General features: G+C 69.4%; 24 protein-coding genes and 1 pseudogene. 17 read left to right on the top strand and 8 right to left on the bottom strand.

Translation table 11 applies throughout. The features are described from left to right. Positions 1 to 26: 26 nt before the first annotated feature. Together ABGB08_RS16305 and ABGB08_RS16300 are read right to left on the bottom strand one after the other, a co-directional pair. Entirely contained in the window at positions 27 to 1,706 is a 1,680-nt protein-coding gene (locus ABGB08_RS16305; protein ID WP_347591049.1) for an alkaline phosphatase D family protein, read from the bottom strand. Positions 1,707 to 1,827: 121 nt separating this feature from the next. After that, the gene (locus tag ABGB08_RS16300) at positions 1,828 to 2,199 is read right to left on the bottom strand and encodes a DUF488 family protein (protein ID WP_347591047.1); all 372 of its coding nucleotides are present in this window, start codon (positions 2,197 to 2,199) and stop codon (positions 1,828 to 1,830) included. Positions 2,200 to 2,326: 127 nt separating this feature from the next. Between ABGB08_RS16300 and ABGB08_RS16295 the strand changes: the two genes are divergently transcribed. Beyond that, entirely contained in the window at positions 2,327 to 3,517 is a 1,191-nt protein-coding gene (locus ABGB08_RS16295; protein WP_347591045.1) for an ROK family transcriptional regulator, read from the top strand. Between the two features lie 44 nt (positions 3,518 to 3,561). On the opposite strand, the gene ABGB08_RS16290 is transcribed toward ABGB08_RS16295, so the two are convergent. Next, entirely contained in the window at positions 3,562 to 6,456 is a 2,895-nt protein-coding gene (locus ABGB08_RS16290; RefSeq protein WP_347591043.1) for a PQQ-dependent sugar dehydrogenase, read from the bottom strand. Between the two features lie 110 nt (positions 6,457 to 6,566). Continuing rightward, positions 6,567 to 7,475: a sugar phosphate isomerase/epimerase gene (locus tag ABGB08_RS16285; RefSeq protein ID WP_347591041.1), complete on the bottom strand. Its 909-nt coding sequence runs from the start codon at positions 7,473 to 7,475 to the stop codon at positions 6,567 to 6,569. A 376-nt stretch (positions 7,476 to 7,851) separates the two neighbouring features. Here ABGB08_RS16285 and ABGB08_RS16280 point away from each other — a divergent pair, with 376 nt between their 5' ends. The 11 genes from ABGB08_RS16280 to ABGB08_RS16230 all read left to right on the top strand — a co-directional run bounded on the left by ABGB08_RS16280 (position 7,852) and on the right by ABGB08_RS16230 (position 16,753). Next, positions 7,852 to 8,838, top strand: coding sequence for a hypothetical protein (locus ABGB08_RS16280; RefSeq protein ID WP_347591039.1), 987 nt, complete (start codon positions 7,852 to 7,854; stop codon positions 8,836 to 8,838). A 17-nt stretch (positions 8,839 to 8,855) separates the two neighbouring features. Continuing rightward, the gene (locus ABGB08_RS16275) at positions 8,856 to 9,704 is read left to right on the top strand and encodes an ABC transporter permease (RefSeq protein WP_347591037.1); all 849 of its coding nucleotides are present in this window, start codon (positions 8,856 to 8,858) and stop codon (positions 9,702 to 9,704) included. After that, the gene (locus ABGB08_RS16270; RefSeq protein WP_347591035.1) at positions 9,704 to 10,480 is read left to right on the top strand and encodes an ABC transporter ATP-binding protein; all 777 of its coding nucleotides are present in this window, start codon (positions 9,704 to 9,706) and stop codon (positions 10,478 to 10,480) included. Before ABGB08_RS16275 ends, ABGB08_RS16270 begins: the two co-directional genes overlap by 1 nt. Before the next feature lie 11 nt (positions 10,481 to 10,491). Beyond that, the gene (locus ABGB08_RS16265; protein ID WP_347591033.1) at positions 10,492 to 11,502 is read left to right on the top strand and encodes an aliphatic sulfonate ABC transporter substrate-binding protein; all 1,011 of its coding nucleotides are present in this window, start codon (positions 10,492 to 10,494) and stop codon (positions 11,500 to 11,502) included. Further along, positions 11,499 to 12,539 carry a Gfo/Idh/MocA family oxidoreductase gene (locus tag ABGB08_RS16260; RefSeq protein ID WP_347591031.1) on the top strand — a complete coding sequence of 347 codons (1,041 nt, stop codon included), beginning with the start codon at positions 11,499 to 11,501 and terminating at the stop codon, positions 12,537 to 12,539. Before ABGB08_RS16265 ends, ABGB08_RS16260 begins: the two co-directional genes overlap by 4 nt. 7 nt (positions 12,540 to 12,546) lie before the next feature. Then, complete coding sequence (locus ABGB08_RS16255) at positions 12,547 to 13,677, top strand: ROK family transcriptional regulator (protein ID WP_347591029.1); 1,131 nt, start codon at positions 12,547 to 12,549, stop codon at positions 13,675 to 13,677. Between the two features lie 13 nt (positions 13,678 to 13,690). After that, positions 13,691 to 14,044 (top strand): DUF202 domain-containing protein, encoded by a 354-nt coding sequence (locus tag ABGB08_RS16250; RefSeq protein WP_347591027.1) that lies wholly within the window; start codon positions 13,691 to 13,693, stop codon positions 14,042 to 14,044. Continuing rightward, positions 14,041 to 14,364, top strand: coding sequence for a DUF202 domain-containing protein (locus ABGB08_RS16245; protein WP_347591025.1), 324 nt, complete (start codon positions 14,041 to 14,043; stop codon positions 14,362 to 14,364). The genes ABGB08_RS16250 and ABGB08_RS16245 overlap by 4 nt, the downstream gene beginning before the upstream one ends. 139 nt (positions 14,365 to 14,503) lie before the next feature. Beyond that, positions 14,504 to 15,142 carry a nicotinamide riboside transporter PnuC gene (gene pnuC / locus ABGB08_RS16240; RefSeq protein ID WP_347591023.1) on the top strand — a complete coding sequence of 213 codons (639 nt, stop codon included), beginning with the start codon at positions 14,504 to 14,506 and terminating at the stop codon, positions 15,140 to 15,142. Next, positions 15,139 to 16,248: an AAA family ATPase gene (locus ABGB08_RS16235; RefSeq protein ID WP_347591021.1), complete on the top strand. Its 1,110-nt coding sequence runs from the start codon at positions 15,139 to 15,141 to the stop codon at positions 16,246 to 16,248. The genes pnuC and ABGB08_RS16235 overlap by 4 nt, the downstream gene beginning before the upstream one ends. 31 nt (positions 16,249 to 16,279) lie before the next feature. Then, on the top strand, positions 16,280 to 16,753 hold the full coding sequence (locus ABGB08_RS16230) for a low molecular weight protein-tyrosine-phosphatase (RefSeq protein ID WP_347591019.1): 474 nt from the start codon (positions 16,280 to 16,282) through the stop codon (positions 16,751 to 16,753). Positions 16,754 to 17,194: 441 nt separating this feature from the next. Here the strand turns inward: ABGB08_RS16230 and ABGB08_RS16225 are convergent, their stop codons facing one another. After that, positions 17,195 to 17,416: a hypothetical protein gene (locus ABGB08_RS16225; protein WP_347591017.1), complete on the bottom strand. Its 222-nt coding sequence runs from the start codon at positions 17,414 to 17,416 to the stop codon at positions 17,195 to 17,197. A 207-nt stretch (positions 17,417 to 17,623) separates the two neighbouring features. Here ABGB08_RS16225 and ABGB08_RS16220 point away from each other — a divergent pair. Together ABGB08_RS16220 and ABGB08_RS16215 are read left to right on the top strand one after the other, a co-directional pair. Beyond that, positions 17,624 to 17,780: pseudogene (locus tag ABGB08_RS16220) on the top strand (thioredoxin domain-containing protein); the annotation flags it as partial. A 31-nt stretch (positions 17,781 to 17,811) separates the two neighbouring features. Beyond that, a complete protein-coding gene (locus ABGB08_RS16215; RefSeq protein ID WP_347591015.1) occupies positions 17,812 to 18,147 on the top strand; it encodes a hypothetical protein in 336 nt (111 codons plus the stop codon). A 54-nt stretch (positions 18,148 to 18,201) separates the two neighbouring features. On the opposite strand, the gene ABGB08_RS16210 is transcribed toward ABGB08_RS16215, so the two are convergent. Then, complete coding sequence (locus tag ABGB08_RS16210) at positions 18,202 to 18,792, bottom strand: TetR family transcriptional regulator (protein WP_347591013.1); 591 nt, start codon at positions 18,790 to 18,792, stop codon at positions 18,202 to 18,204. 98 nt (positions 18,793 to 18,890) lie between these two features. On the opposite strand from ABGB08_RS16210, the gene ABGB08_RS16205 reads away from it, so the two are divergent. After that, positions 18,891 to 19,991 carry an alpha/beta hydrolase gene (locus tag ABGB08_RS16205; protein ID WP_347591011.1) on the top strand — a complete coding sequence of 367 codons (1,101 nt, stop codon included), beginning with the start codon at positions 18,891 to 18,893 and terminating at the stop codon, positions 19,989 to 19,991. A 1-nt stretch (position 19,992) separates the two neighbouring features. On the opposite strand, the gene ABGB08_RS16200 is transcribed toward ABGB08_RS16205, so the two are convergent. Next, entirely contained in the window at positions 19,993 to 20,832 is an 840-nt protein-coding gene (locus ABGB08_RS16200) for a hypothetical protein (RefSeq protein ID WP_347591009.1), read from the bottom strand. Positions 20,833 to 21,192: 360 nt separating this feature from the next. Continuing rightward, on the bottom strand, positions 21,193 to 22,164 hold the full coding sequence (locus tag ABGB08_RS16195; RefSeq protein WP_347591007.1) for a sporulation protein: 972 nt from the start codon (positions 22,162 to 22,164) through the stop codon (positions 21,193 to 21,195). A gap of 315 nt (positions 22,165 to 22,479) precedes the next feature. Here ABGB08_RS16195 and ABGB08_RS16190 point away from each other — a divergent pair, with 315 nt between their 5' ends. Together ABGB08_RS16190 and ABGB08_RS16185 are read left to right on the top strand one after the other, a co-directional pair. Further along, positions 22,480 to 23,829: a hemolysin family protein gene (locus ABGB08_RS16190; protein ID WP_347591005.1), complete on the top strand. Its 1,350-nt coding sequence runs from the start codon at positions 22,480 to 22,482 to the stop codon at positions 23,827 to 23,829. Continuing rightward, positions 23,826 to 24,842, top strand: coding sequence for a CNNM domain-containing protein (locus ABGB08_RS16185; protein ID WP_347591003.1), 1,017 nt, complete (start codon positions 23,826 to 23,828; stop codon positions 24,840 to 24,842). The genes ABGB08_RS16190 and ABGB08_RS16185 overlap by 4 nt, the downstream gene beginning before the upstream one ends. Positions 24,843 to 25,098 lie beyond the last annotated feature (256 nt).

Raw genomic sequence — 25,098 nt, 5'->3', positions numbered from 1 at the left:
GAGCGAACGATTTTCCGCCGGGAAGCTCAGCCGGGAATCAGGGTGGACCTCCCGTTCTCCACCGTGTACGAGACGCTGGTGCTGACCGGTGCCTGGCGAACCTCGATGGTGTCCACGACGCGTACGTCGGTGCGCCAGGAGTGGCGTCGCACATCGCACCGCAGATAGCCCCGCTTGAGCCCGTCGAAGTACCGGACATGCGGGTTGAACACCGGATTGGCGGCCTTGATGGGGGCGTCGAAGGCCACCGGAAAGTCCGAGCTGATCGACGTGGCGACCAGCTCCACGGCCACCGAGGGCGATTCTGGCCGGTCGAAGTCCACTTTCAGCTCGCTCAGCCAGGTCGAATGGATGTCGCCGGCGAGGACCACCGGGTTGGAGATCCTGGCGTCGGCCAGCAACTGCAGCAGGCGGGTGCGCTGGGGGGCGTAGCCGTCCCACTGGTCCAGGTTCGCCAGCACCGGCGGCTGCTGGCCGGTGGGGTTGGGGAACAGCGTGCGGGCCATCATGACCTGCTGGGCGATCACATTCCAGCGCGCGTGCGAGCGGAGCAGCCCGTCGGCGAGCCAGCGTTCCTGCGCCTCGCCGGTCAGCGTGCCGGCGGTGTTCGCCGTGCCGGCCGCCGGCGGGCCGAAGTCGGTGGGGAAGCCGCCGGGCTGGTCCGTACGGTACTGCCGCGTGTCGAGCACGTTGAAGCGGACCAGCCGGCCGAAGTCGAAGCGCCGGAAGATACGCAGGTCGGCGCTGCCCGGGCGTAAATCGGCCCGGATGGGCATGTGCTCGTAGTACGCCTGGTAGGCGCTGGCGCGCTGCGCGGCGAACTGCTCGGGTGTCTGCTTGGCCGGGCCGGTGTCGTCGATCTCATCGGTCAAGGTCGCGTAGTTGTTCTCGGTCTCGTGGTCGTCCCACGTGACCACCCACGGGAAGGAGGCGTGGGCGGCGCGCAACGCCGGATCCGACTTGTACTGCGCGTGCCGCTGCCGGTAGTCGTTGAGCGTGCTCAGCTGGTCGAGCCCCGGCGTCTCCGGCGTCGTGTGGGCGCGGTCGGGGAAGCGGCTGCGCGGGTCGTACTCGTAGATGTAGTCGCCGAGGTGGAAGACCACGTCGAGGTCCTCCTCGGCCAGGCCCCAGTACGCCGGCCAGTACCCGTTCTGGAAGTCCTGGCAGTTGACGATGCCTACGCGCAGCCGGGACAGGTCGGTCCACCGGTCCGCCGCCGTCTTGGTACGGCCAACGGGGCTGATGTCTCCCATGGCCTTGAATCGGTAGAAGTACTCGCGACCCGGCTCCAGCCCCGTCACGTCGACATGTACTGAATGGGCGAGTTCGGGGCCGGCCAGGGCGACGCCGGAGCGGACCGGGCGGCGGAACCGCTCGTCGCGGGCCACCTGCCAGCTCACGGGCACCGGTCGGGACGAGAACGCGGCGCTGGCGAGGTCGCGGACCAGGCGGGTCCACAGCACGACCTGATTCGGTAGCGGATCACCGCTGGCGACGCCGAGCAGGAAAGGGTCAGCCGTCTGCCCGGCGTGGGCCGCGGCGGGACTGCTGCTGAGGGAGGGCAGGAGGGTCGCGCCGGCGACGGCGGCCGCGCCGCCGAGCAGGTGGCGGCGGCTGAGCTCAAGAGCGGGCATGCCGATCACTATCGCCGCGCTGTCCGTCGCCGCGACGAACGGCGCGGGAACATCGAGCGAGTCACGCGCCACGCCTCGGAAACCGCGACCTCAGCCGGAGACCATCTCTGCAACGGGGTGAGAGTGATCGTGAACTGGGCCGGTTCGGCGTGCAGGACGTGGGGCGGCGGGGCTGCGGGCTACGGTAAGTGGCTCAATTACCACCTGGGGTCTCATGGTCGTCCGCGGCCAGGTAGCCGGCCAGCACGACAGCCTGATTGATCTGCGGGTTCTTGGCGCCGTACAGCAGGGTCACCGTCGGATTCGTCTGGCCCAGCTGCCGGAGCCTGGCGACTGCCGGGTTGCTGTCGAGCTCGGTGACATAGCGAGCTGAGAACTCGGCAAAACGATCGGCTCGGTGGTCGAACCAGGTTCGCAGCTCCGTGCTCGGCGCCACCTCCTTCAGCCACAGGTCGACATGGGCTTCCTCCTTGGACACTCCCCGCGGCCACAGCCGGTCGACCAGGACTCGGAAACCGTCACGGGGATCCGCCTCGTCGTAGATCCGCTTGATGAGGAAGGGCACGTCTCCATCGTCCCACCTGCGGAGCCGCCGCCCGTAGCGGCATGCGTAAAGGGGAAGTCACATACCCTGCCTCCCCGAGATCGTCACCCGTAGCGTGTGACCTGGGTCGCGATGCTATTTTCTAGTTGTGAGAAAGAAACCCCCGTGGACCGAGGAACCCCGCGCTGCCTCCCGTTATGAGGATTCAGGGCGCAACGGCCAGGTCCTTCGGCTGCTCCGGGAGGAGCCCGGGCTGACCCGGACCGAGGTAGCCCGCCGCCTCGGTCTCTCGGCGACGACAATGACCCGGGTCGTCGGCCAGCTTCTCGACGACGGCTGCGTCACCGAGATCCGCAAGGTCTCCCGCGTCGGCACCGGCCGCCCCGGGACGGAGCTGGCGATCGAACCCATGGCGTACTACGTCATCGGCGTGCACGTCGGCGTCGGCACGGTCCGGCTCGGGGTGGTCGACCTGGTGGGCACGATCCGCAAGGTGGTCGGGTTCGATTTCGTCCCGGACCTGACCGCCGACTCGGTGCTCAACATGATCGCCGGGGCGGTTCCCGCGCTCCTGGCGGGCGCCGACTTCGATCCGTCTCGGCTGCTGGGCATCGGGGTGGCCGTGCCGGGGCCGGTCGACGAGGACCACCGCAAGCTGCTGATGCCGATCAACCTGGCCTGGCGCGACGTGCCGATCGCCGACCGGCTGGAGTCCACTCTCGGGGTGTCGGTGATCGTCGAGCACAACGTGCGGTCGATGGCGCTGGCCGAGGCGCGTTTCGGAGACGGGCGCGGAGTCGGCAGCGTCGCCGTCATCTACCTGCGCATGGGTGTCGGCGCGGGCCTGGTGGTGCAGGGTCAGGCGTTCCAGGGCGGGCTGCACGGCGCCATCGAGCTCGGCCACTCGCGGGTGGTCGAGGGCGGCGAGAAGTGCATCTGCGGCGGGGTCGGCTGCCTGGAGACGGTCCTGTCCGAACGGGCGCTGCGGAACGCGCTGGCCGCGCTCGGCCGGCCGTCCGACCCGCCCAACCCGTTCGAGGCGCTACTCGCCGCCGCCGCTGAGGACCCGGCCGCCGCCGCGCACACCGAGCTGATCACCAAACACCTGGCGACCGGGTTGTCGTTCATGGTCAACATGCTCAACCCGGAACTGATCCTGCTCGGCGGCTTCCTGACCACGGTGCCGGACTCGTTCGTCGACCGGCTGACCGAGGCGACCAAGGAGGCCGTCTTCCCCGTGATCAGGGACGCCGTGCGGCTCCAGCGCTCCCGGCTGGGGCTGGACGCCGGGGTGAACGGCGGCGCCGCCATCGCCCTGGACCAGCTGTTCTACGACTAGGAAGGGGTGGGGCGCGACCGCACCCCACCCCAGGTTCGGTTCCGTTATGGTCGCAGTGCTTCGGCGTCTCTGCTGAGGACGGCCTTGGCCTCAGCGTTCGTCACCTTCTTGGTGACGTGGTGGATGAACTGGTCGATGCGCTTGTTGAGCTTCCGCGGATCGTCCGACCGCTCCCCGATCTTGTCGATCCAGTGGATCAGGTCCTTCTTCAGCTTGGCGTCGATCGCGCCGGAGGCGACGAACTGCTCGACCAGTTGCCGCAGACCTTCGACGCTCGCCGTGGTCCCGAACGCGGTCGTGCTGGTCGAGACGTTCCCGGCGGAATCCTTCGCGGTGATCACCAGTTCGTGCTCCCCGAGGGGGAGCTGCCAGAGCTTGACCTGGGTTCCGCTTTGGAAGACGGCGCCGTCCAGGGTGGCGGTGACCTCGGTGATCTCGGAGGTGTCGGTGACGGTCCACCCGATAGTGCGGGTGTCGGCGTCGCTGGCGGACTCGCCGTCCTCGACCCCGGTGACGGTGATCTCGGGGGCGTCGATGTCCACGCCCACGACGCCGTCGCCGATGAAGTCGATGGCGTCGATGTTGAAGGCGTTGGCCTGGGCGGCGGTGAACACCAGGTAGAGCGTGTGCGTCCCGGCGAGCTGGGTCACGGCCACGGGCGGGGTGTTGGCATAGGTGGTCTGGCCACCTGTTCCGGTGATCGGGGTGGTGGCCAGCAGCGGGCCGTCCGGGGCGCCGGCGCGCAGTTCGATGCTGCCGGTGCCCGTGCTGGCCACACGGTAGCTGATGGCGTCGATTCCCAGCACGTTCATGCGGTCGAATGCGATCCAGTCGCCGGTGGAGATGCTCGCCACCCGGTAGGCGCCCTCGGCGAACTCGTCGTTGCGCGACTCCGAGGTGCCGGACTGCCTGCTGTAGTGCTCGGCCTGGCGATGCTTGGGCTGGAGCAGGATGTCGGCGGTGCCGATCAGCGGCGCGCTGCCTGGGGCACCCTTGTCCTGGTAGGTCGCCACGGCGACGTAGAACATGTTGGCGTCGGCGCCGTGCCCGGCGGCCGCCGTGGTGAACTCGCCCTCGCAGCCGCGCAGTTCCTCCAGCGGGTGGGCGTGCGCGTCGTGGCCGATGGCGGGCTGTACGACGACGTCGGAGCAGTCGATGTCGCCGTCCTGGGCGTCGGTGACCTTGACCCGGTATCGCACCTTGTCGCCCTCGCCGACGAAGCCGCCATCTGGTGGGAAGACGAACTCGACCTGGGGTGGGGTGTTGCCCACCGTGACGGTCACGCTCGCCCGGCCGGCGCGGCCGGTCTGGTCGGTGATGGTGAGCACGGCCTGGTAGTCGCCGTTCCGCGCGTATGTGTGGGTGGGGCTGGCCTGGTCGGAGTCGTTGCCGTCACCGAACTCCCAGTGGTAGGTGAGCGCCTGGCCCTCGTCGGGGTCGGCGGTGCCCTCGCTGGAGAACGCGACCTGGAGCGGCGCCTCGCCGTGGCCGGGGTCGGCGGATGCCCTGGCGATCGGGGCGCGCTCGCCCGGCAGGGCGTAGTCGATGCGGTAGACGCCGTCGTCGGGGTTGTTGCGGCCGAAACCGCGGCCCCACTCGACGATGTACATCGCGCCGTCCGGGCCGAAGGTCATGTCCATCGGGGCGTTGAACGTCGTGTCCGGCAGGAACCGGGTGGCCTGGGTGGGCGCGCCGTTCGCGTCGAGGTCGAGGGTGGCCAGGAAGTGCTTGCCCCACTCGTAGAAGAACGCCTTGCCGTCGTAGTACTCGGGGAACTTCCGGTCGGACTCCAGGGCGGGATCGAACTTGTAGACCGGCCCGGCCATCGGCGCGCCGCCTGTCCCCAGTTCGGGGAAGTCCGGGTCGGCCGTGCTGCCCGAATAGGAGATCTCCGGCGCGATGACGGCCGGGAGCTCGCGGATACCGGTGTTGTTGACCGAGTCGTTCACCGGGTTGGCGCAGTCGAACAGGCTGCCCGACTGGTTGGTGGCGAAGTCGAAGTCGTAGTAGGGCAGGTTCGGGCCGTGACAGTACGGCCAGCCGTAGAACCCGGGCTCGGAGACCGTCTGCCACTCGACGAAGCCGTTCGGGCCCCGGGTCGGGCTGGCGGCGTTCGCGTCCGGGCCGTAGTCGGCGAGCAGGATGTCGCCGTTGTAGGGGTTGATCCCGATCCGGAATGGGTTCCGGAAGCCCATCGCGTAAATCTCCGGCCGGGTGTTCGGCGTCCCGGGGGCGAACATGTTCCCCTCGGGGATCGTGTAACCGCCCGCCACGGTGTCGGTGGGCGTGATCCGCAGCAGCTTGCCGCGCAGGTCGTTGCTATTGGCCGAGCTGCGCTGGGCGTCGAATTCCGCACGACCCGGGCGCTCGTCGATCGGGGTGTAGCCGGACGACTCGTAGGGCTGGGTGTCGTCGCCGGTCGACAGGATCAGGTTCCCGTCGAGGTCGAATTCGATGGAGCCGCCCACGTGCGACGGGCGCGGCGGGAACGTGGTCGGTGCGGTGAGCATCACGATCTCACTGCCGGGGTCGATCGTGTCGCCCTCGACGTGGAACCGGGACAGCCGCTTCTCGTCGGCTTCGATGGCTGAGTAGTAGACGTATAACCAGCCGTTGCCGGCGAAGTCGGGGTCGAGCGCGATGCCCTGCAGGCCGCTCTCGCCCCGGGTGTCGACGTTGATGGCGCCGGCGGTCACCGTGGCGCCGGTGTCCGGCTTCCAGATCCGGATGCCGCCGGTGCGTTCGACGAAGAAGACCCGGCCATCACCGGCGACGGCCAGCGACATCGGCTGTGTCACGTCGGTGTTGAGGGGGACCTTCTGGAAGTTGGCGGGGGGTGGCGGTTCCACGGCGGCCGCGGCCGGGACGGCGGCCGAGGTCACGGCCAGCGCGGTACACGCTAAGAGCGCGATGAACCGCCTGGTCAGCGGGGCTTTCATGAGGTGCGTCTCCATCGGTGGGAGGGGGGTTGGGGGCCTGGCCGGTACGAGCGGGTGGTGGCACACCCGGTCGCACCGGTCGGCGGAGCGGTCGGCGTGCCGCTCTTCCGCTACTGGCCGCAGGTCAGGAAGCGGAAGCTCTTCTCGGCGGTCTCCCGGCTGGCCGGGGCGTTGTCCCGCTCGACGACGTACTGCTTCACGTGCGGCCGGGCGGCGTCCAGGATCGGGCCCCAGTCGAGGTCGCCGTCGCCGACATCGGTGGGCACACCTCGCGCGTCGCCGTTGAGGAAGCCGTCCTTGATGTGGAGGAGCTCGATGCGCTTGCCGTACTTCTTGAGCAGTTCGGCGGTGTTCACGCCGGCGTCCTCGGCCCAGAAGATGTCGACCTCGAAGGCGACGTACCTCGGGTTGGTGTTCTCGACGAGGATCTGCCAGGCGCTCTTCAGCTCGCCGGTGACCGGGTCGGCGTACTTGGTGGTGAACTCCTGCCAGTGGTTGTGGCCGAAGAGCTTGCCGACGCCCGCCCGCACCGAGCGCTCGCCCAGGCGGTTCATGGTGGCGGCGGTGGCCAGGGTGTTCTCGTAGCTGCCGATGCCGGGCGCGGCGAAGCCACCCGAGCCCATGTACTTCTGGCCGATCCGCTTGGCGTAGGCGATCGTCGGGTCGAAGGTCGCCTCGTCGACGTTGCCCTGGCCGCTGCTCGCCTTGAGGTGGTGCTTCTTGAGCAGGGAGCGCAGTTCCTCGACGGGAGTGCTGTAGGTGGCCACGTACGGCTGGACCTGCTTGTAGCCGATGCCGGTGAGCTCACCGAACACCGCGTCCTGGCCGATCTGGGCGATCCAGTTCCGGTAGGTGAACAGCTGGAAGGAGAGCTTCGAGGCCGGGACGGGCCGGTGCCCGCAGTCGTGCCCGGGCTTGGCGGCGGCCGGAGCGGTGAACACGGTGCAGGTGGCGGCGAGCGCCAGAGCGGCACTGGCGGCGACGCCCATGCGGCGCCGTGCAGTGGGGGTATGGGACATGAGGTCCTCCTGCTCATAGGGGTGCCGGAGCCGCGATCCGCGGAACGACAGCGGCGCGATACGGGCCCAAGGGAAGGGATCCGAGTTACTCCTTCACGGGGAGAAAGTAAGCCTCGATCACTGGCGGGTCAAGAGGTTGCGTGTTTGTTACGGACCGATGACGAGCACTTTCCGGGCCTCTGTTGAGTGAACTACTGCGACGCTCTGACGTCGATCTATCACGTGGCGTCGCTGTTCTGGCAGTCGGAACGTGACCGAAAATCCGAAGTGACCCGTTGACAACGTGGAGGTGTCTGTAGGAGTTTTTCCACGTGAGCAAAAAATCCCAGGATGTTGCTCGGCCCCTGAACACGATCGCTGGATGAGGAGTTCTTTGATGTCCATTGCGACGGCGCGTATCGATCTGCCGCTGCGCCGCCTGAATCCCCTGGAGTCCACGGTCGTCCTGAGCCCCGAGGCCACCGAGCCGGGCTACTGGATCGGCTGCGCGTCCGTGCTGCACGAGCCGGTGCGCAACCGGTTCGTGATGACCTACCGCGAGCGCCGGCCGCGTGGGCACGCGGGTGGTGACCGGGGTCACCGGTGCGCTGTCGCGGTCAGCGAGGACGGGGTCACCTTCACCGACGTGTGGTCGGTGACCAAGGACGAACTCGGTTCGCCCTCGATGGAGCGGTTCAGCGTCATCGCCGTCGACGGCGGCTACCAGCTCTACATCAGCTACGTCGATCCGGCCGACAACCGCTGGCGCGTCGACCTGCTGGAGGCCACCGACGTCGACGGCTTCGACATCGCCGCACGCAAGGAAGTGCTGACGGCCGCCTCGACCGGCACCGAGGGCGTCAAGGACCCTTATGTGCTGCGGCGCGGGCCGGTGACGTACCTGATCGCCAGCTACGCGGCGTCGCTGCCCGCCACGGGCGACGCCGCCGCCGCGCACGCGACCGCCGACATCTACAACGTGGGCGCCACCACGCATCCGACGGGCCTGGCCACCAGCGTCGACGGCCGCGACTTCGCCTGGCACGGCGAGGTGCTGGGCGTCGGCGAGGGCTGGGATCGCTACCAGGCCCGCATCAACTCCGTCGTCGCCCTCGACGGCGGCGGCTACCTGGGCTTCTACGACGGCTCGGCCGGCCACCAGGAGAACTATGAGGAGCGCACCGGTCTCGCCGTCTCCGCCGACCTGTTCACCTGGCGCCGCCTGACACCGCAGGGGCCCTGGACCGTCGTGCCGCACGCCACCGGATCGGTGCGCTACGTCGACGCCCACGTCATCGACGGCGAGTGGTGGATCTACTTCGAGACGACCCGGCCTGACGGCGCGCACGAACTGCGGCTTGCCCGGCGTGCCGTGGGCGTCTGAGCCCGAGGAGGAGACCGATGTCCCCGAGTTCGGGTAAGCCGGTCCTGCAGCGAGACCGGCCGGAGACGCCGGCGGCGCCCACGCCCCCGGCCCGGCAGAGGCGTGCGCGACGTGACCGGTCCGGCTCCCTCGCCTGGATGTACGTCGCCACCTTCGTCCTGGGCATCGCCGCCTGGTGGATCCTGGCCGAGGTCACCGACAACACGCTGGCCCCCAAGCCGCCGGACGTCGTCGCCTCGCTCTGGAACGGCCTGCGCGAGGGCTGGCTGATCGACCACACGGTCGCCAGCCTCGGCCGGGTCAGCGCCGGGTTCCTGCTCGGCGTGGTCCTGGCGATCCCGGCCGGGTTCCTCATGGGCTGGTACAAGCTGGCTCGGGGGATGTTCGAACCGTGGGTGCAGTTCTTCCGGACGGTGCCCCCGCTCGCGCTGATCCCGCTGGTGATCGTCTTCCTCGGCATCGGCGAGTCGGCGAAGATCTTCGTGATCTTCCTGGCCGCGTTCCTGTCGTGCGTGATCGCCACCTTCCAGGGCGTGCGCAACGTCGACCTGACGTACATCAACGCGGCGCGGGTCCTGGGCGCGGGGGATGGGACGATCTTCGCTCGTGTGGTGATCCCGGCGTCGACGCCGTACATCTTCGTCGGCATGCGGGTCGCGCTGGGGTCGTCGTGGGCGACGCTCGTGGCGGCCGAGCTGCTGGCGGCGCCGACCGGGCTCGGCCGGATGATGCAGAGTGCCCAGCAGTTCCTCCAGACCGACCGGATCGTCGTCGGCATTGTGATGATCGGCGTCCTTGGCTTCGCCATGGACCGGTTGTTGCTCGTCGTGGAGCGCAGGCTCACGAGTTGGCAGGAGGTCCGCTGATGGACAACATGATCTCCATCAGGTCGGTGAGCAAGACCTACGAGTCGTCGCGCGGCCTGGTGACCAGCCTCTCCGAGGTTGACCTGGACGTGGCCCAGGGCGAGTTCGTCACGCTCGTCGGCCCGAGCGGCTGCGGGAAGAGCACCCTGCTCAACCTGGTCGCCGGGCTGCTCCAGCCGACCACCGGCGAGGTGCTGGTCAACGGCGAACCGGTCGAGGGTCCCGGCCCGGACCGGGGCGTCATCTTCCAGCAGTACGCCCTGTTCCCCTGGCTGAACGCCCGCCAGAACGTCGAGTTCGGCCTGCGTCTCCAGGGGTTGAGAAAGGCCGAACGCCGGGAGCGCGCCCAGCGGTACCTGGAACTGGTCGGTCTCGGCAAGTTCGCCGACTCGCTGCCCAAGGAACTGTCCGGCGGCATGAAGCAACGCTGCGCCATCGCGCGTGCGTACGCCGTGCATCCGTCGCTGCTGCTCATGGACGAACCCTTCGGCGCCCTGGACGCGCTGACCCGGGTGCAGATGCAGGACGACCTGCTGGCCACGTGGCAGCAGGAGCGGCGCACCGTCCTGTTCATCACCCACGACGTCGATGAGGCGGTCTACCTGGCCGGGCGGGTCATCGTCATGAGCCCGGGACCGGGCCGGATCAGCGACATCGTCGACGTTCCCCTCTCGTACCCCCGCACGGAAGAGATGCGCCTGAGCCCGGAGTTCGCGGAGATCCGCGGCCGGGTCTGGCGCGGCGTGCACCACCCCCCAGCAGTGCCTGCACAGTAAGGAGCTCCCCGATGAGAATGTGGAAGGCCGTCGCGGCCCTCGCCATAGCCCTGGTCGTCAGCGCGTGCGGCGCGGACCCCGAGCCCGCCGCGACCGGTGACGGCAGAGAGCGGGTGCAGCTCAACGTCGGTTACATCGACACCAGCATCAACGGTGTCGGCCTGATCTCGGTCGCCAACGACCTGAAGTTGTGGGACAAGGCCGGTATCGACGTCAAGCTGATCCCGTTCACCAACGGGCCGACCCAGATCCAGGCGATGGCCGCCGGGTCGCTCGACGTCGGCTACATCGGCGGTGGCGCGACCTGGATGCCCGCCTCCGGGCAGGCCGTCATCATCGCGCCCAGCGAGGCCACCCTCGGTGACTTCCTGCTGGCCTCGCCCGACTCCGGCGCCAAGACCGTGGCCGACCTCAAGGGCAAGAAGGTCGGCGTGCCCGACGGCGGCTCCGGCGAGATGATCCTCAACCTCGCGCTCAACAAGGCCGGGCTGACCATCGACGACATCACCCGCGTCCCGCTCGACCCGCCCGCCGTCGTGTCGTCGTTCGTGAGCGGCCAGATCGACGTGGCCGCGATCTTCTCCCCGCTGAGCGACCAGATCCGCGAGAGCGTGCCGGACGCCGTCGTGCTCGCCAACAACCGTGACTTCCCGGAGACGACGTTCCTGGGCGCCTGGGTCGCCTCGCCGTCGGCGGTGAGCGGCAAGCAAGAGGCGCTCACCCGCTTCCTGGAGGTCTACATCGAGGCCAACGACTTCCGGAAGGCCAACACCGCCAAGGCCGTCGAACTGGCCGCCGCCGCGTCGGGCGCCCCGGCCCAGCAGCTGCAGGGCCAGGCCGACAACCTGCAGTGGTACACCTCCGACGAGATGCTCGCCGACAACGCCTCGGGCAAGACGCGCGAGCGGTTCGCGGCGCTGCAGAAGTTGTTCGTGCAGCTCGGCCGTCTCCAGGCCGAGACGCCGGTCGAGCAGTGGGTCAACGTTGACCTGTTCAAGCAGGCCAAGGAGAAGACCGCGTGACCGTCCGCATCGGAGTCCTCGGCGCCGGATTCGTCGCCGATCTCTACCTCCGGGCCCTGGAATACGTCCGGGGCCACGAGGTGACCGCCATCTCCGGCAGCGGCCCCGAGCGGGCCAAGGCCATGGCCGAACGGTTCGGCGTGCCGGCCGTCGTCACGGGGGTCGACGCGCTCGTATCCCGTGACGACGTCGACCTGGTGCTCGTGGCCGTACCCCACGACCTGCACGTCGAGGCTGTCACGGCGGCCGCGCGGGCCGGTAAGGCGGTGATCTGCACCAAGCCCCTCGGCCGCGACGCGAGGGAGGCGCGGGTCTGCCTGGACGCCGTGGAACGCGCGGGTGTCTGGCACGGCTACGCCGAGACCGAAGTGTTCGCCCCCGGTCTCGTCAAGGCCAAGCAACTCGCCGACTCCGGCGCGATCGGCAGGGTCACCTGGGTCCGCGCCCGGGAGGCGCACGGCAGCCCTCACCCGCACGCCCGCGACAAGGCGCGCATGGGCGGCGGCCCACTGCGCGGCCTGGGCTGCCACTGCGTGGCCATCGGCCGCTGGTTCCTCGAAGGCGCCCAGCCGGTCGAGGTCATGGCCTGGGGCGACCGGCTCGTTCGCGACGACGTGACCTCGGAGGACAGCGCCGTCATGCTGGTCCGCTTCGACGACGGCCGCCTCACGCAGGTGGAGGTCGGCTGGACCCACGTGGCCGGGCTCGACGTGCGCAATGAGATCCACGGTTCGCACGGCTGGATCGGCACCGACGAGACCGGCAGCACCGGCCTGACCGCCTTCACCGGCGACTCGGCCGGGTACGTCGTCGAGAAGGCCGGTTCCGACAAAGGCTGGATCAACCCGGTCCCGGACGAGCCGTGGACCTACGGCTACCACGCCGAGCTGAACCACTTCGTCGACTGTTTCCGGCGCGGGGTCACACCCCGGCAGACCCTGCGGGACGGCCTGATCGACAACTCCGTCATCGACGCCGGGTACCGCTCGATGGCCAGCCGCGCGTGGGAACCGGTCGCCGTGCCCGACCCCGGATGACGGTGCCATGCCGCTCCGGTCAGTCCTCCGGGCGTTGCGCGACCACGGCCCGCAACCCCGCATCGAGCTGGCCCGCCGCCTGAGCGTGTCACCGACCACGGTGACCAAGGTGGTGGCGCGCCTGCTCGACCGGGGGGTGGTTACCGAGACGGGGGTGGACGCCCCGGGCCTGCGCCTGGGCCGTCCCCGCGTGCACGTCGCCCTGGTGCCGACGGCGGCATACGTCATCGGTGTCCAGGTCGGCGTGGGGGTCGTGCGCCTCGGATTGTGCGACCTGCTGGGGCAGCCCCGCCGGACCACCAGATTCGACTTCGACGTGGCGGGCACCGACGCCACGGTGGTGCTCGGCCGCCTGGCCGCCCGCCTCGGCAAGCTGATGGCCGAGGCCGGGGTCACGCGGGAGGAGGTACTCGGCGTGGGGGTGGCCGCGCCCGGCCCGGTCGACCCGCACCGGCGGCGCAACCTGCTGTCGGTCAACCTCGGCTGGCGGGACGTCGCGTTCAGCGACCATCTGGAGCACACCCTCGGCCTGCCGACGGTCGTCGACCACAACGTGCGCGCGATGGCCGTTGGCGAGGCCCGGCACGGCGGCCATCCCGACGCCGATCCGCTCCTTTATGTGTACGTGCGGACCGGGGTCGGCGCCGGGGTGGTCATCGACGGCAAACCCTTCAGGTCCGGGGGTTACGGGGTCGCCGAGCTGGGCCACTTGCGCGTCAGCGACAGCGGCCGGATCTGCGCCTGCGGCGCCGAGGGCTGCCTGGAGACCGTGGTCTCCGAACCCCGGCTGGCCGAGCGGTTGGCCGCTCTCGGCAACCCTGCCGACGCGCCGCTCCGCCGGCTCGCCGGCCTGGCCGCCGCCGGCGACCTCGGCGCCGAGGCGGTGGTGGAGGACCTGGTGGAACACCTGGCCATGGGGCTGGCGTTCGCGGTGAACCTGCTCAACCCCCGGCTGATCGTGCTGGGCGGTATGTTCGAGGACGCTCCCGCGGCCCTCATCACCCGGGTCGAGGAGGCCGTCCGCCGCAAGGCGTTCCCGGTGTTGCGGGACGTGGTCCGGGTCGGCCGGTCGACGTTGCGCGACGGCGGCGTCATCGGGGGCGCGACCGTCGCGCTCGACCATTTCTTCTACACGTGAGGGGGAGACGTCCATGTCGCGGTTTCCGCGCTGGGTGTACGACCGGGGCACCGAACCGGATCCCCGGTTCAGCCTGGCCAACGAACGTACCTTCCTGGCCTGGATCCGCACCTCGCTGGCGCTGGTGGCGGCGGGGGTCGCGCTGAACGCGGTGCAGGTGCCGCTGGCCGCGGGGTTCCAGACGGCCTCGACGGTCGTCCTGGTGATGCTCGGCCTGCTGGCCGCCGGTCAGGGCTGGCTCGGCTGGGTCCGCGCCGAACGCGCCCTGCGCGAGAACCGCGCGCTGCCGGGACCGTCGCTCGGTCCGGTCATGACGGCGGGGGTGCTCGTCGCGGCCGGGTTGGTCGGCGTGGGTCTGCTGCTGTGAGCCCGCCCTTCGACGCCGGGCTCCAGCCGGAGCGTACGCTGCTGGCCTGGCGGCGTACCTGCCTGTCGCTGGTCGTGGGCAGCGCGATCGTGGTCCGGGTGACCGCCAGCGGCGTCAGCGTGCTGGTGGCGCTCGTCGCGCTGGTCTTGGCCGCGGCCGGGTGGCTGGCCGCGACGCTGCGGTACCGGCGCGCCCACCGGTCCCTCGCGCGGCCCGAGCCCCGGCTCGGGCTGGGCGGCGTCACGGTGACCGTCTGTGCGTGCGCCGCCCTGCTGCTCGGGTGCTCGGCCCTGATCCTGGTGCTCGTCGGCCGGGGTTAGCGGCGGCGCAGGCGTGCTCCCGCCTGCGCGTCGAGGCCGATCGTGACCGGTGCGCTCAGCGCGATCGGTCCGCGACACGAGGGGGTGCCACTGATCGCCACCGACTGTTATCGTCAATCCGACGATTATGGAGGTCGTGGTGACCGATGTGCTGGGGCCCTTGCTGGAGCCCGCGATCACCCTCGGCGGGGTGCCGATGAGCTGGGCGGAGGTGCTCGGGTTCGCGACGGGGGTGCTCACCGTCTGGCTGGTGGTCCGCCAGCATGTCTGGAACTGGCCGATCGGCGTGGCGAACGTCGTTCTGCTCGGGTTAGTGTTCCTGACCTCCGGCCTGTACGCGGACGCCGCGCTGCAGATCGTCTACGTCGCCCTCGGCCTCTACGGGTGGTGGCAGTGGCTGTATGGCGGGGCCGGGCGGACCTCGCTCACCGTGACCAGGACCGGTCGCGCCGAGTGGACCTGGCTCATCCTCGCCGGCGTCGCCGTCACCGCGCTGCTCACGGCCGTGCTGTCCACGTGGACCGACTCGGTCGTGCCGTTGTGGGACGCCTTGACGACCGCGCTGTCCCTGATGGCGACGTACGGGCAGTGCAGGAAGCTGCTGGAGTCATGGTGGCTGTGGATCGCCGCCGATCTCATCTACATCCCGCTTTATGCGTACAAGGAGCTGTATCTCACCAGCGCCCTTTACGTGATCTTCCTGGCGTTGTGCGTCGCCGGGCTGCTCGCCTGGCACCGCGATCTGGCATCCCGGCAGGTCCCGGTGCCCGCCTCATGACCGGATTCGCGCACGGTCTGATCATCGGCAAGTTCTATCCGCCGCACGCCGGTCACCACCACCTCATCGACACTGCCGCGGACCGCTGCGCGTTGGTCACGGTGGTCGTGGCCGCTTCTAGCGTGGAGAGCATCCCGCTGGCCTGCCGTACGGCGTGGCTGCGGGAGGCGCATCCGCAGCCGCACGTGGTGATCGCGCCGGTGGTCGACGACATCGAGGTCGACTACGACGACCCGGAGATCTGGGCCGCGCACATCGAGGTGTTCCGGCACGCGCTGGCGCTGGCCCACGGCGCGGAGGGCCCCGGGATCGACGCCGTGTTCTCGTCCGAGGCGTACGGCCCCGAGTTGGCCCGCAGGTTCGCCGCCGAGCACGTGGCGGTCGACCCCGGGCGGGAGCGCCACCCGGTGAGCGGGACCCTGGCGCGGGCGGACCCCGTGGCCGCCTGGCCCTGGCTGACCCCGCCCGTGCGGGCGTATCTCGCCCGGCGCGTCGTGGTCGTGGGCGCCGAGTCGACCGGCACGACCACGCTCGCCCGCGCGCTGGCCGCGCACTACGCGGATCGCGGCGGCGTCTGGGCCGCGACCCGGTGGGTGCCCGAGTACGGCAGGACGTACTGCGAGGAGAAGCTGGCCCTGGCCCGCCGGACCGCCAAGGCGGCGGGGGAGCCCGAGCCGTGGCTGGACGACCTGCGGTGGGCGCCGGAGGAGTTCACCCTGATCGCGGAAAGGCAGCTCGCGTGGGAGGAGGCGGCCGCGCGGGCAGGGTCTCCGCTGCTGTTCTGCGACACCGACGCGCTCAGCACGGCTCTGTGGCACGAGCGCTATCTCGGCACGGTGGGCCAGGACGTCGTGGGTGTCCACGAGCGGGTCCGCCACGACCTGTGGATCCATACGAGCGTGGACGGCATGCCGTTCGAGCAGGACGGCTGGCGCGACGGCGAGCACATCCGCCACGGCATGGACCGGCGGTTCCGCGCGGAACTCGCCGCTCGCGGCCTGCCGCACCTCGTCGTCAGGGGCCCGCACGAGGAGCGCCTGGCCGCCGCGGTCCAGGCGGTGGACACCCTCGTCGCCACCGGCCGCCCGTTCGCGCCACCGCTCTGACACCTCCACACTGGATCACATGGTCTTTCGCGTGACATTCGTGTGTACGGGCAACATCTGCCGTTCCCCGATGGCCGAGCACATCGTCCGGCGGTGGCTCGCGGAGGAAGGGCTGGAGGTGGAGGTGGACAGTTCGGGCACGCACGGGTGGCATGCGGGCAACCCGGCCGACCGCCGCACGGTGGCGGCGCTCCGCCGGGCCGGGTACACCTCGGCGCACGCGGCGCGGCAGTTCCGCCCGCTCTGGTTCAACCGGTACGACTTGATCATCGCGCTCGACCGGGGACACCACCGGGACCTGCGCTCGATGGCCCGCACGGACCTGGAACGCGAAAAGGTGCGCCTCCTCCGCGAGTTCGACCCCAGCGCGGACTCGCTGGACGTGCCGGACCCCTACTACGGCGACCGCGCCGATTTCGAGCGCGTACGCACGCAGATCGAAGCGGCCATCCCCGGTCTCATAGCCGCGATTCGCACTCAGCAGCCTTCCGCCGCGCCAAAATGAGACTTCGCGCCCGTCTGTCCTTACCAATATGTGGGGTTTGCTGACGCGGCTGCGAACCCTTGAGGGCCCAGGCATTCAACCGATGGCGGGGTATCCCCAGGTCGCTTCCATGAGTACGGCACGCTTGGTTTCTCCTTCGCGATTCATGAAATCGCAGGTACAGGGTATTCCGGATTGGCGTGTGGCAAGCGCGCGTATACGAGGAAATATAGCTTGGGCCGTCTGCCGCTAAATCCGTACCGGCTTGTCTGGACGCCATTCGACGCCCGTGTGAATGATGGATTCGCAATCGTCAGGCGAATCCAGGAGGAGACGCTCATGGAGCGTAAGCGACTGTCACTGCTGGCCGCAGCACTCTTCGGAGCCGCGACTCTGGTGATGGGCCAGGTATCCGAAGCGTCAGCCAGCCAGATTCCTGCGAACACGACATCCATCGGCGCCTCAACGGTCACAGCGATGAACGCGGAATCCCCGCTGAAGCCACCGCCTGGTCACGGGCACGACAACGGCCACGGTCACGGGCACGGGCACGGGCACGGGCACGGGCACGGGCACGGCCATGGTCACGGGCACGGGCACGGGCACGGCCATGGCCACGGGCATGGGCACGGGCACGGGCACGGCCATGGCCACGGGCATGGGCATGGGCATGGCCACGGCCATGGGCATGGGCATGGCCACGGGCACTAGGGCTTAGGCCTCACTCCCCGTCCCGCTGTGCGGGCCGGGGAGTGGTCTCGGCGCCGATGGCTCGGCTGCTGGCCAACGGTCAGGATGGGGTGAGACATTGGGGCTCACCGCGGCCTTGGCTGGGTGGCCTGCGCGTGGTTCATTCAGCTGCCCAAGGTGGCGCCCGGGGAGAGCGGGCGGGTCAAGCTCAACATCGACGAGAACCCGGCCACCCCACGGGTACGGCGTACTCCAACTCCCCACGATGAACCTCTACAAGGACGGCGAGGTCATCAAGCAGATCACCGGCGCCAAGCCAAAGGCCATGCTGCTGCGCGAACGAGAGGGCATTATCTGACTTGGGACGTGGCCAGCAGTAGGGTCGCGCGATGAGCACCTTCTCGGGTGAAGGCCGTACGGAGCAGGTATGGGCCTGGGACGTGGATGTGCCGCTGGCGTGGCTGCTGGTTGATGAGTACACCGGTGATGTGAACGGCTCGGACATCCTCATGGCGCTCTGCGCCGAGATCGACGGCTTGTTCGCCGATCTCGAGCCGCCACCGGCCCCAGAGCACTACACCCTGATCGGCTGCGAACCGACCGGACCTCTGCGAGCGGCACTGCAGGAGGTCGGCACCGACCAGGCGTGGCTGGCCTGCATCCTGCTTGACCCGTTGCATGATCCACATCAGCCGCCGCCGAAGGGCTGCCAGCGCTACCAATGAAAGTCCCAGGCGGTTCGCTTGAACAGCGAAGCGAGCCCGCTCGTGCCGGGGCGTTCAGGTGACGGTGCTCTGCCGGTTCTGGGCGGTCGCGACGAGTTCGTGGACTGCGGAGACGACGAGCCTGCGGAAGTCCGCAGGGGTCTTGCCGGGATAGGTCGACTCGGGGGAGCCGGGGCTGCCGAGTGCGGAGAGCTTGAGGACCAGGGCGAGGATCTCCTCGGGGGAGCGGTCGGCGCGGACGGCGCCGCGTTCCTGGGCCGCCCGGATCGCGGCGATCTTCTGGTACACCGACTCGGAGCCCGCGGGGGAGATGGTCTCGGTGGAGAGCCCTTCGAGCTGGGCCCAGCTGATTAGGCGCAGGTTCTCCGGGTGCCGCTGATGGTGGTCGAACAGCCGCCCCGCGTAGCCGGGCAGGTCGTCGGCGTCGAAGGGGACCCCGCTCGCCGTCTGCCGGGTGACCTCTTCCCGGGTCGCTGCGTACAGGCCGTTCTTGTCGCCGTAATAGGCGTACAGCAGCTGTTTGTTGCATTCCGCGGCTTCCGCGATCCGGTTGACCCTGGCGCCGGCGACCCCATAGCGGGCGAACTCGTGGCGGGCGGCGTCAAGAATGCGCTGCCGGGTGGCGTCTGCGTTGCGTATGCTCACCCGCCCACCATATCCAACCGGTTGGTTGCAAGAGGAGAAGGGATTGCGTACCGTATGTATCCAACCGTTTGGTTAGATCTGATGAGAGTAGCCGAGCCATGTCCGAACCTGATCTCCGTCCCAGCCCTTCCAGGAAGAGTCGCCGCCGCCGATGGCTGATCGGGATGGCCGTCGCCTTGGCCGTCCTGATCCCCACCGGCACCCACCTGGCCCTCACCTACGGCAACCGTCCCCTCGCCGCGACCGCGGACCAGCGCACCACGATGAGCGATGAGGCGGCACGGTTCCTGGCGGACATGCGACCCTTGTTCCTGCCCGACGCACTCACCTCGGTGCTGGTCACGAGAGAGCGGCTCATCCAGGAACGGGAGAACTTCACCGCCACGGAGAAGATCGTCGAGGATGAGCTGATCGCCCGGTACGGTCTCATCCTCCACCGGGAGACAATCGGGGGAGTACCCGTGACGGTCGTCATCCCTCCCGCGATCGCCCCGAACCGGCGGGACCAGATCGCGATCAACATTCACGGCGGCGGATTCTTCCTGGGCACCGCCCAGGACCGCGTCGGTCTGCTGATGGCCCGCGAACTCGGCGTGCGCGTCTACTCGATCGACTACACCCTCGCGCCGGAGGCCATATATCCGCAGGCGGTGAACGAGAGCCTCGCCGTCTACCGGGAACTCGTCCGCCGCCACGACCCCGCGAACATCGTTGGCGTCGCCAGCTCGGCCGGGGGCAACCTGCTCACCGCGACCGTCCTCGCGGCCAAGGCCGAAGGGCTGCCGATGATCGCCGCGCTCGGGCTGTTCACCCCGGTGACCGACCTCACCGGCGTCGGCGACAGCATCGTCGCCAACGACCGCAGGGACGGGCTCGTCGCCAACCTCCGCGTCGAGGTCCCCGCCCGCTTCTACGCCGGGGACGAACCTCTCGACTCGCCCGGCCTCTCCCCGGTCTACGCCGACTACAGCGCCGACTTCCCGCCCACCGTGCTCACCACCGGCACCCGCGACCTCAACCTCAGCGATATCGTCCGCCTCACCTGGCGGCTCGACGACGCCGGGATCCAAACCAGGCTGCTGGTCTCCGAGGGCATGTGGCACGGCTTCCACTGGGAACCCACACTCCCCGAGGCGATCCAGGCCCGCACCGCCGCCGTCAAATTCCTGCACGACAGACTCGACGGATCCTCCCGTTGAGCTACCAGGTCTGGGCCCAGGCAGGGGACGGTGCTGGGTCTGGGGTGAGGTCGCGCAGGTCCTGGGACCAGGTCTGCGTCCACGTGCCGGACTGGCTTTCGATGATCTTGACTTCGCCGTCGCGGGTGGCCATGAGCAGCCGCCCCTCGCTGTCCCAGTCGGCCCAGGCCGCCTCGGGCAGCGGCGTGAGGGCGCCGTCGTCCTCCTCGCGGAGGTAACTGACCTGTACGCCCTCGATCCCATGCTGCTGGAAGTCGGTCCCGGTGCGGGCCAGCACCAGCGCGCGGTCGCCGCCCGGCTGGATGCGGCCGATAAGTACGGCTTCGCGCAACTCGGGGGGCAAACGATCCGCCGCTCCCTCCAGGAGGTGCCAGCCGCGTTTGAACTCGTTCTGCAGGTCCCGGTAGGTCCAGTCGGTGGTGAGGCCCTCCACGACCGCGCCGTACGGGTGGCTGCCGTGAAAGGGCTGCTTCTCCATCGAAGCGGAGATCGTCAGGCTGTTGTCGGCGGCGAATTCGCAGCCGCCGGTCCAGGTGCCGTAAGTGCGCCAGGCCGCGAGCGCGGTAAGCCACGGCGCCTTGGATACGGCGAAATATGCGTCCCACGGGGGCTGCCCGTCCCCGAATGCGAAATACCCGAGAAGCTTCCCGTCGGGCGATATGTCGCACCGGCGCGGATAGAGCGTCCCGCGAAACCAGGCGCCGGGTCGCACCTCGGGAAGCCGCAGGTCCCACTCCAGCAGGTGCCACCAGCTGGACGGACCACGGCGCATGATCAGCGCGACGGGCGCGGCCGTGGCGACGAGCACGTAAAGACGGCAGGGCGGGGCAGAGGTGGTCATCAGGCGGCTCCCCGTAGATCTGGCATCCTGACGGTAACCCTTGAACGACCCGGACTGCGAGCGTGTTTCCGCGCGCTCAAATCCTGGTGCCACACGACCGCCGGGCGGCATGCTCCGCTCCCATTGGCGGGCCGCCGCCTGGCCGTGGTCGTCAGCCGGCCGCCGCCAGCTCGATGTCCAGGACTGCCTTCTGCCGGTGGGTCAGGTCGCGGCGGCCCCCAGCAGTAGTTCCGCGAGTTTGGCACACCGAAAACCGGGTGGCCCTCAACGGCCACAAGACCGTAGTCCTACGCTGACCGCCGCCCCTGCGAACCTTGGTTCTGGGCCGCCCCATTGGAGGGGCGGCCCAGACGCCGTTTATCAGTCCTCGTCGCTTTCTTCCTCTTCGTCTTCGAAGATCTCTTCGATGATTTCCCCGGCCACGAGCCCGCCGACCACGCCCGCGGCACCGGCGGCCGCGACCGCACCCCAGCCTGGCCCGCTGTGGTGCTCATGGTGGTGCTCATGGTGGTGCTCGTGGTGGTGGTCGCCGTAGCCGTCGTGGTGGGGAATGTGATGGCCGCCGGATCCGTACTGGGCGAGTCCGATCAGCCAGCGGTCGATCTCGCCGGCCCAGTCGGTGCGCAGGGCTTCGTCGTGGCTGAGGTGGAAGCGGCCGACGGCGTCGCCGGAGTGGCCCGAGCGCGTGTCGGCCTCCAGGATGACCTCCAGCCCGGTCGCGCTGGCCACGAACGTCAGCTCGATCTCGTTGACGTGGCCCGCGTGCTGGGCGGGCGGGTAGAACTCGATCTCCTGGTAGAACGGGAGCTCCTGGCGGGTGCCGAAGACCTGGCCGGCTTCGAGGTCGGCTGACTTGACCTGGAAGCCGAGCTGAATCAGAGCGTGCAGGACCGCGTTCTGGGAGGGCAGCGGCTGGACCACGATGCTGTCCAGGTCGCCCTTGTCGACGGCCTTGGCGATGGCCAGCTCGGTGCGCACCCCAACCTGCATGCCGTGCAGCTGCCGGCCGCCGATCTCGCTGATCGGCGTCTCGAACGGGATCGGGGTCTGGAAGTCGATGACCCGCTCCTCGCCCTTGTGCAGGATGAAAGGACCGGAGGCCTGGAAGCGGAAGAACTCCCCGAGCCCGCTGCCTTCGCCGTCGCCGTGCTCGATCTCCACCCGCGCCACCAGGCCCAGGAAGATGTGCTCGATCTCGGCGTCGAAGTCGCCGCCCTTGAGCCGCACCTCCCCGGCCAGCGATCCGCCGGGCTGGATCCGGGGCACGGCCAGGACCGTGTCCACCGAGGGTGCGCCGACGCCGAAGGCTCCGAGCATCCGTTTGAAGACCACCGTTGCTTCTCCTGTCACGTTGGACGATGGTGCATGCCGGAGGGCCAAACGATCATCTCGGGCGTGAGGTTCCGGCGATCGGGCTCGGATGGGTGACAGTTTCCTCGCCAATCGTTGTCACCGGACGGAACGCGAAGCGCCGCCTCTTCGTTCTTCTGCCCAACGGCCTGTTCGACGTGTTCAAGCAACGATCCTCGTGGGGGAGTGCGGTACCGGACACGTCGTCAGCAACGTCGAGAAGAACCAGGTGGTGGAATCCGTGTCACCGGATGCCAAGGTCCGTAACCGCAGGCGGATACGAGCCGGGGTGTCGCGGTGAGCGTCGCGCTCGGCCTGCTGGCGGTTTTCGTGCTGACGCTGGCCACCGGTTACTTCGTCGCGCAGGAGTTCGCCTTCGTCACCGCCGATCGGCTGGCCCTGTCGCAGCAGGCCGCCGGCGGCGACAAGAAGGCCGCCAAGGCGATCAAGGTGATGGAGCGGCTGTCGTTCATGCTCTCCGGCGCGCAGCTGGGCATCACCGTGACCGCGCTGGTGGTCGGCTTCATCGCCAAACCCGCGCTGGCCGAGCTGATCGCGCCGGCCCTGGAAGCGGTTGGCCTGCCCGCCCCGATGGTGGGCGGCTTCGCCCTGGCGCTCGGCTTCATCCTGGCCACGATCATCCAGATGGTGCTGGGTGAGCTGGCGCCCAAGAACTGGGCGCTGGCCAGACCCGAACCGCTGGCTCGCGCGCTGGCCGGCTCCACCCTCATCCATTTGATGATCGCCGGGCCGATCATCAAGCTGTTCGACACCGCCGCCAACAAGCTGCTGCGCGCGGCCGGCATCGAACCGGTCGAGGAACTGCACCACGGCGCCACCTTGGAGGAGCTGGGCCACATCATCGGCGAATCGCAGGCCCACGGTCATCTGCCCGGCAGCCAGGGCGACCTGCTCGAGCGGGCGCTGGCCTTCTCCGAGCACACCGCCGGCCAGGTGATGCGGCCCCGCGTGGACGTCGTCAGCGTCAACGCCACGGCCACCGTGGCACAGCTGGACGGCATCCTCGCCGCCCACGGTCACACCCATTACCCCGTTCTGGGCGAGCGGGTGGACGACGTCGTCGGCATCGTCGGCCTGCGCGAACTCGTCATGGTCGCCCCCGCCGACGCCGCGTCCACACGGGTGGCGGAGATCGCCCGCCCGGTGCTGGTGGTGCCGTTCTCGGCTTCGCTGCCCGACCTGGTCGCCCAGATGCACCAGCGCGGCGAGGAAGTCGCCTGCGTTCTGGACGAGCACGGCGGCCTGGCCGGTCTGGTCACCTGGGAGGACGTGGCCGAGGAACTCGTCGGCGATCTCGCCGACGAAAACGACCTCGACGACCCCCTCGCCGTACGGCGGGGACAACGCTGGGAGCTGGACGCCGGGCTGCGCGTCGACGAGATCGCCCTGGAGACCGACCTGGAACTGCCCGATGAAGACGACTACGAAACCTTGGCCGGGTTGATCCTGGCGCGCCTGGGCCGCTTCGCCGTGGTGGGCGACGTCCTGGCCGTGGAGCTGGCCCCGACCCTGGAGGCCGAGGCGCCCACCCACGTCGAGATCGAGGTGCTGAGCCTGGACCGGCACGTACCCGAACGAGTCAGGCTCACCCCCGTCCGCCATGACCGCCAGGAGCGCACCTCGTGAACCTGTCCACCGGGCTCCTGCTCACCCTGCTCCTGCTGATCGGCAACGGCTTCTTCGTCGCCGCCGAGTTCGCGCTGGTGGCCGCCAAACGACACCGGCTGGAAAAGGCCGCGGCCCAGGGCAGCCGCGCGGCCGCCGCCGCGCTCGCGGGCATCAAGGAGCTGTCGCTCATGCTCGCCGGGGCGCAGCTGGGCATCACCTTGTGCTCGCTCGGCCTGGGCGTGGTCTCAGAACCGGTCATCGCCAGCACCCTCACGCCCCTTTTCCACACCATCGGCCTGCCCGAGGCCGCCGCGCACGCCGTCGCCTTCGTCATCGCCCTGGCTCTCGTGACGTTCCTGCACATGGTCATCGGCGAGATGGCGCCCAAGTCCTGGGCCATCGCCCACCCAGAACGCTCCGCCACCCTGCTCGCGCCGCCATTCCGCGCGTTCACCGTGATCGTCCGGCCGGTGCTGCGCGTCCTGAACAGCGTCAGCAACGGCCTGCTGCGCCTGGTTCGCGTCCGCCCCCGGGCGGACGGCGAGGCCAACCCCCGCACTCCGCAGCAACTGCAGCACCTGGTGGAGGAATCCCGCCGGCTCGGCCTCATCGAAAGCGACGACCACGCCGTGCTCACCCGGGCGCTGCACGCCCCCACCGCCAAGATCGCCCCGTTCGTCGTCGCGGTGGCCGACATCGTGGGCGTGCAAGCGGGCGCGTCCGCGCAGGATGTGATCGACACCTCGGCCGCCACCCGCCGTACCCGCCTGATCGTCTGGGACGACCGGACGCCGATCGGCGTCGTGCACGTCCGCGACGCCTATCTCGCCCGCAGAGCGGGCCGGCCCGTCACAGCCCGCCGGTTGGCGCACCAGACACCTACCCTCACCCCCGGCACCTCGATCACCGACGCCGTCACGACCCTGCGCGCCGCCCACAGCCAGCTCGCCCTCGTCCGCACCGCCGACGGCACCCTGGAGGGCCTGATCACCCTCGACGACTTGCTGACAACCCTCCTCGTCCCCGCCTGACCCCGCCGGGGGAGGTCGCCGCGTTCGCGGCACGACTGGCCGTTCTGGCGAGCCTGCTCGTCGCGGCCAGGGTCAGGCTGCCGGCTGGAGCTGCCGTGGGCTCCGGCGGACGCTTAAGGCATTGCCTCCCCTTGGATCACTCCAGGTGCGTGGCAGCGCCTTCCATTGCTTCCATGTTTATACATAGAGTAACTGGCTATGTACCTTACGTAATCATCGCAGGTCAAGTACCAGGACTTGACCATCCGACGGGTTC

Source organism: Acrocarpospora sp. B8E8, from assembly GCF_039871605.1.
Classification (GTDB): domain Bacteria; phylum Actinomycetota; class Actinomycetes; order Streptosporangiales; family Streptosporangiaceae; genus Acrocarpospora; species Acrocarpospora macrocephala.
The sequence above is the reverse complement of the archived record's forward strand: the minus strand, read 5'-3'. Positions and strand labels throughout refer to the sequence as shown.

Bases quoted from the DNA above. Each gene is read 5' to 3' on its own strand.
- ABGB08_RS16290 (WP_347591043.1), bottom strand. From the start codon at position 6,456: ATGAAAGCCCCGCTGACCAGGCGGTTCATCGCGCTCTTAGCGTGTACC.
- ABGB08_RS16285 (WP_347591041.1), bottom strand. From the start codon at position 7,475: ATGTCCCATACCCCCACTGCACGGCGCCGCATGGGCGTCGCCGCCAGT.
- ABGB08_RS16280 (WP_347591039.1), top strand. From the start codon at position 7,852: ATGTCCATTGCGACGGCGCGTATCGATCTGCCGCTGCGCCGCCTGAAT.
- ABGB08_RS16275 (WP_347591037.1), top strand. From the start codon at position 8,856: ATGTCCCCGAGTTCGGGTAAGCCGGTCCTGCAGCGAGACCGGCCGGAG.
- ABGB08_RS16270 (WP_347591035.1), top strand. From the start codon at position 9,704: ATGGACAACATGATCTCCATCAGGTCGGTGAGCAAGACCTACGAGTCG.
- ABGB08_RS16265 (WP_347591033.1), top strand. From the start codon at position 10,492: ATGAGAATGTGGAAGGCCGTCGCGGCCCTCGCCATAGCCCTGGTCGTC.
- ABGB08_RS16255 (WP_347591029.1), top strand. From the start codon at position 12,547: ATGCCGCTCCGGTCAGTCCTCCGGGCGTTGCGCGACCACGGCCCGCAA.
- ABGB08_RS16250 (WP_347591027.1), top strand. From the start codon at position 13,691: ATGTCGCGGTTTCCGCGCTGGGTGTACGACCGGGGCACCGAACCGGAT.
- ABGB08_RS16235 (WP_347591021.1), top strand. From the start codon at position 15,139: ATGACCGGATTCGCGCACGGTCTGATCATCGGCAAGTTCTATCCGCCG.
- ABGB08_RS16225 (WP_347591017.1), bottom strand. From the start codon at position 17,416: ATGGCCGTGGCCATGCCCATGCCCATGCCCGTGGCCATGGCCGTGCCC.
- ABGB08_RS16215 (WP_347591015.1), top strand. From the start codon at position 17,812: ATGAGCACCTTCTCGGGTGAAGGCCGTACGGAGCAGGTATGGGCCTGG.
- ABGB08_RS16205 (WP_347591011.1), top strand. From the start codon at position 18,891: ATGTCCGAACCTGATCTCCGTCCCAGCCCTTCCAGGAAGAGTCGCCGC.
- ABGB08_RS16200 (WP_347591009.1), bottom strand. From the start codon at position 20,832: ATGACCACCTCTGCCCCGCCCTGCCGTCTTTACGTGCTCGTCGCCACG.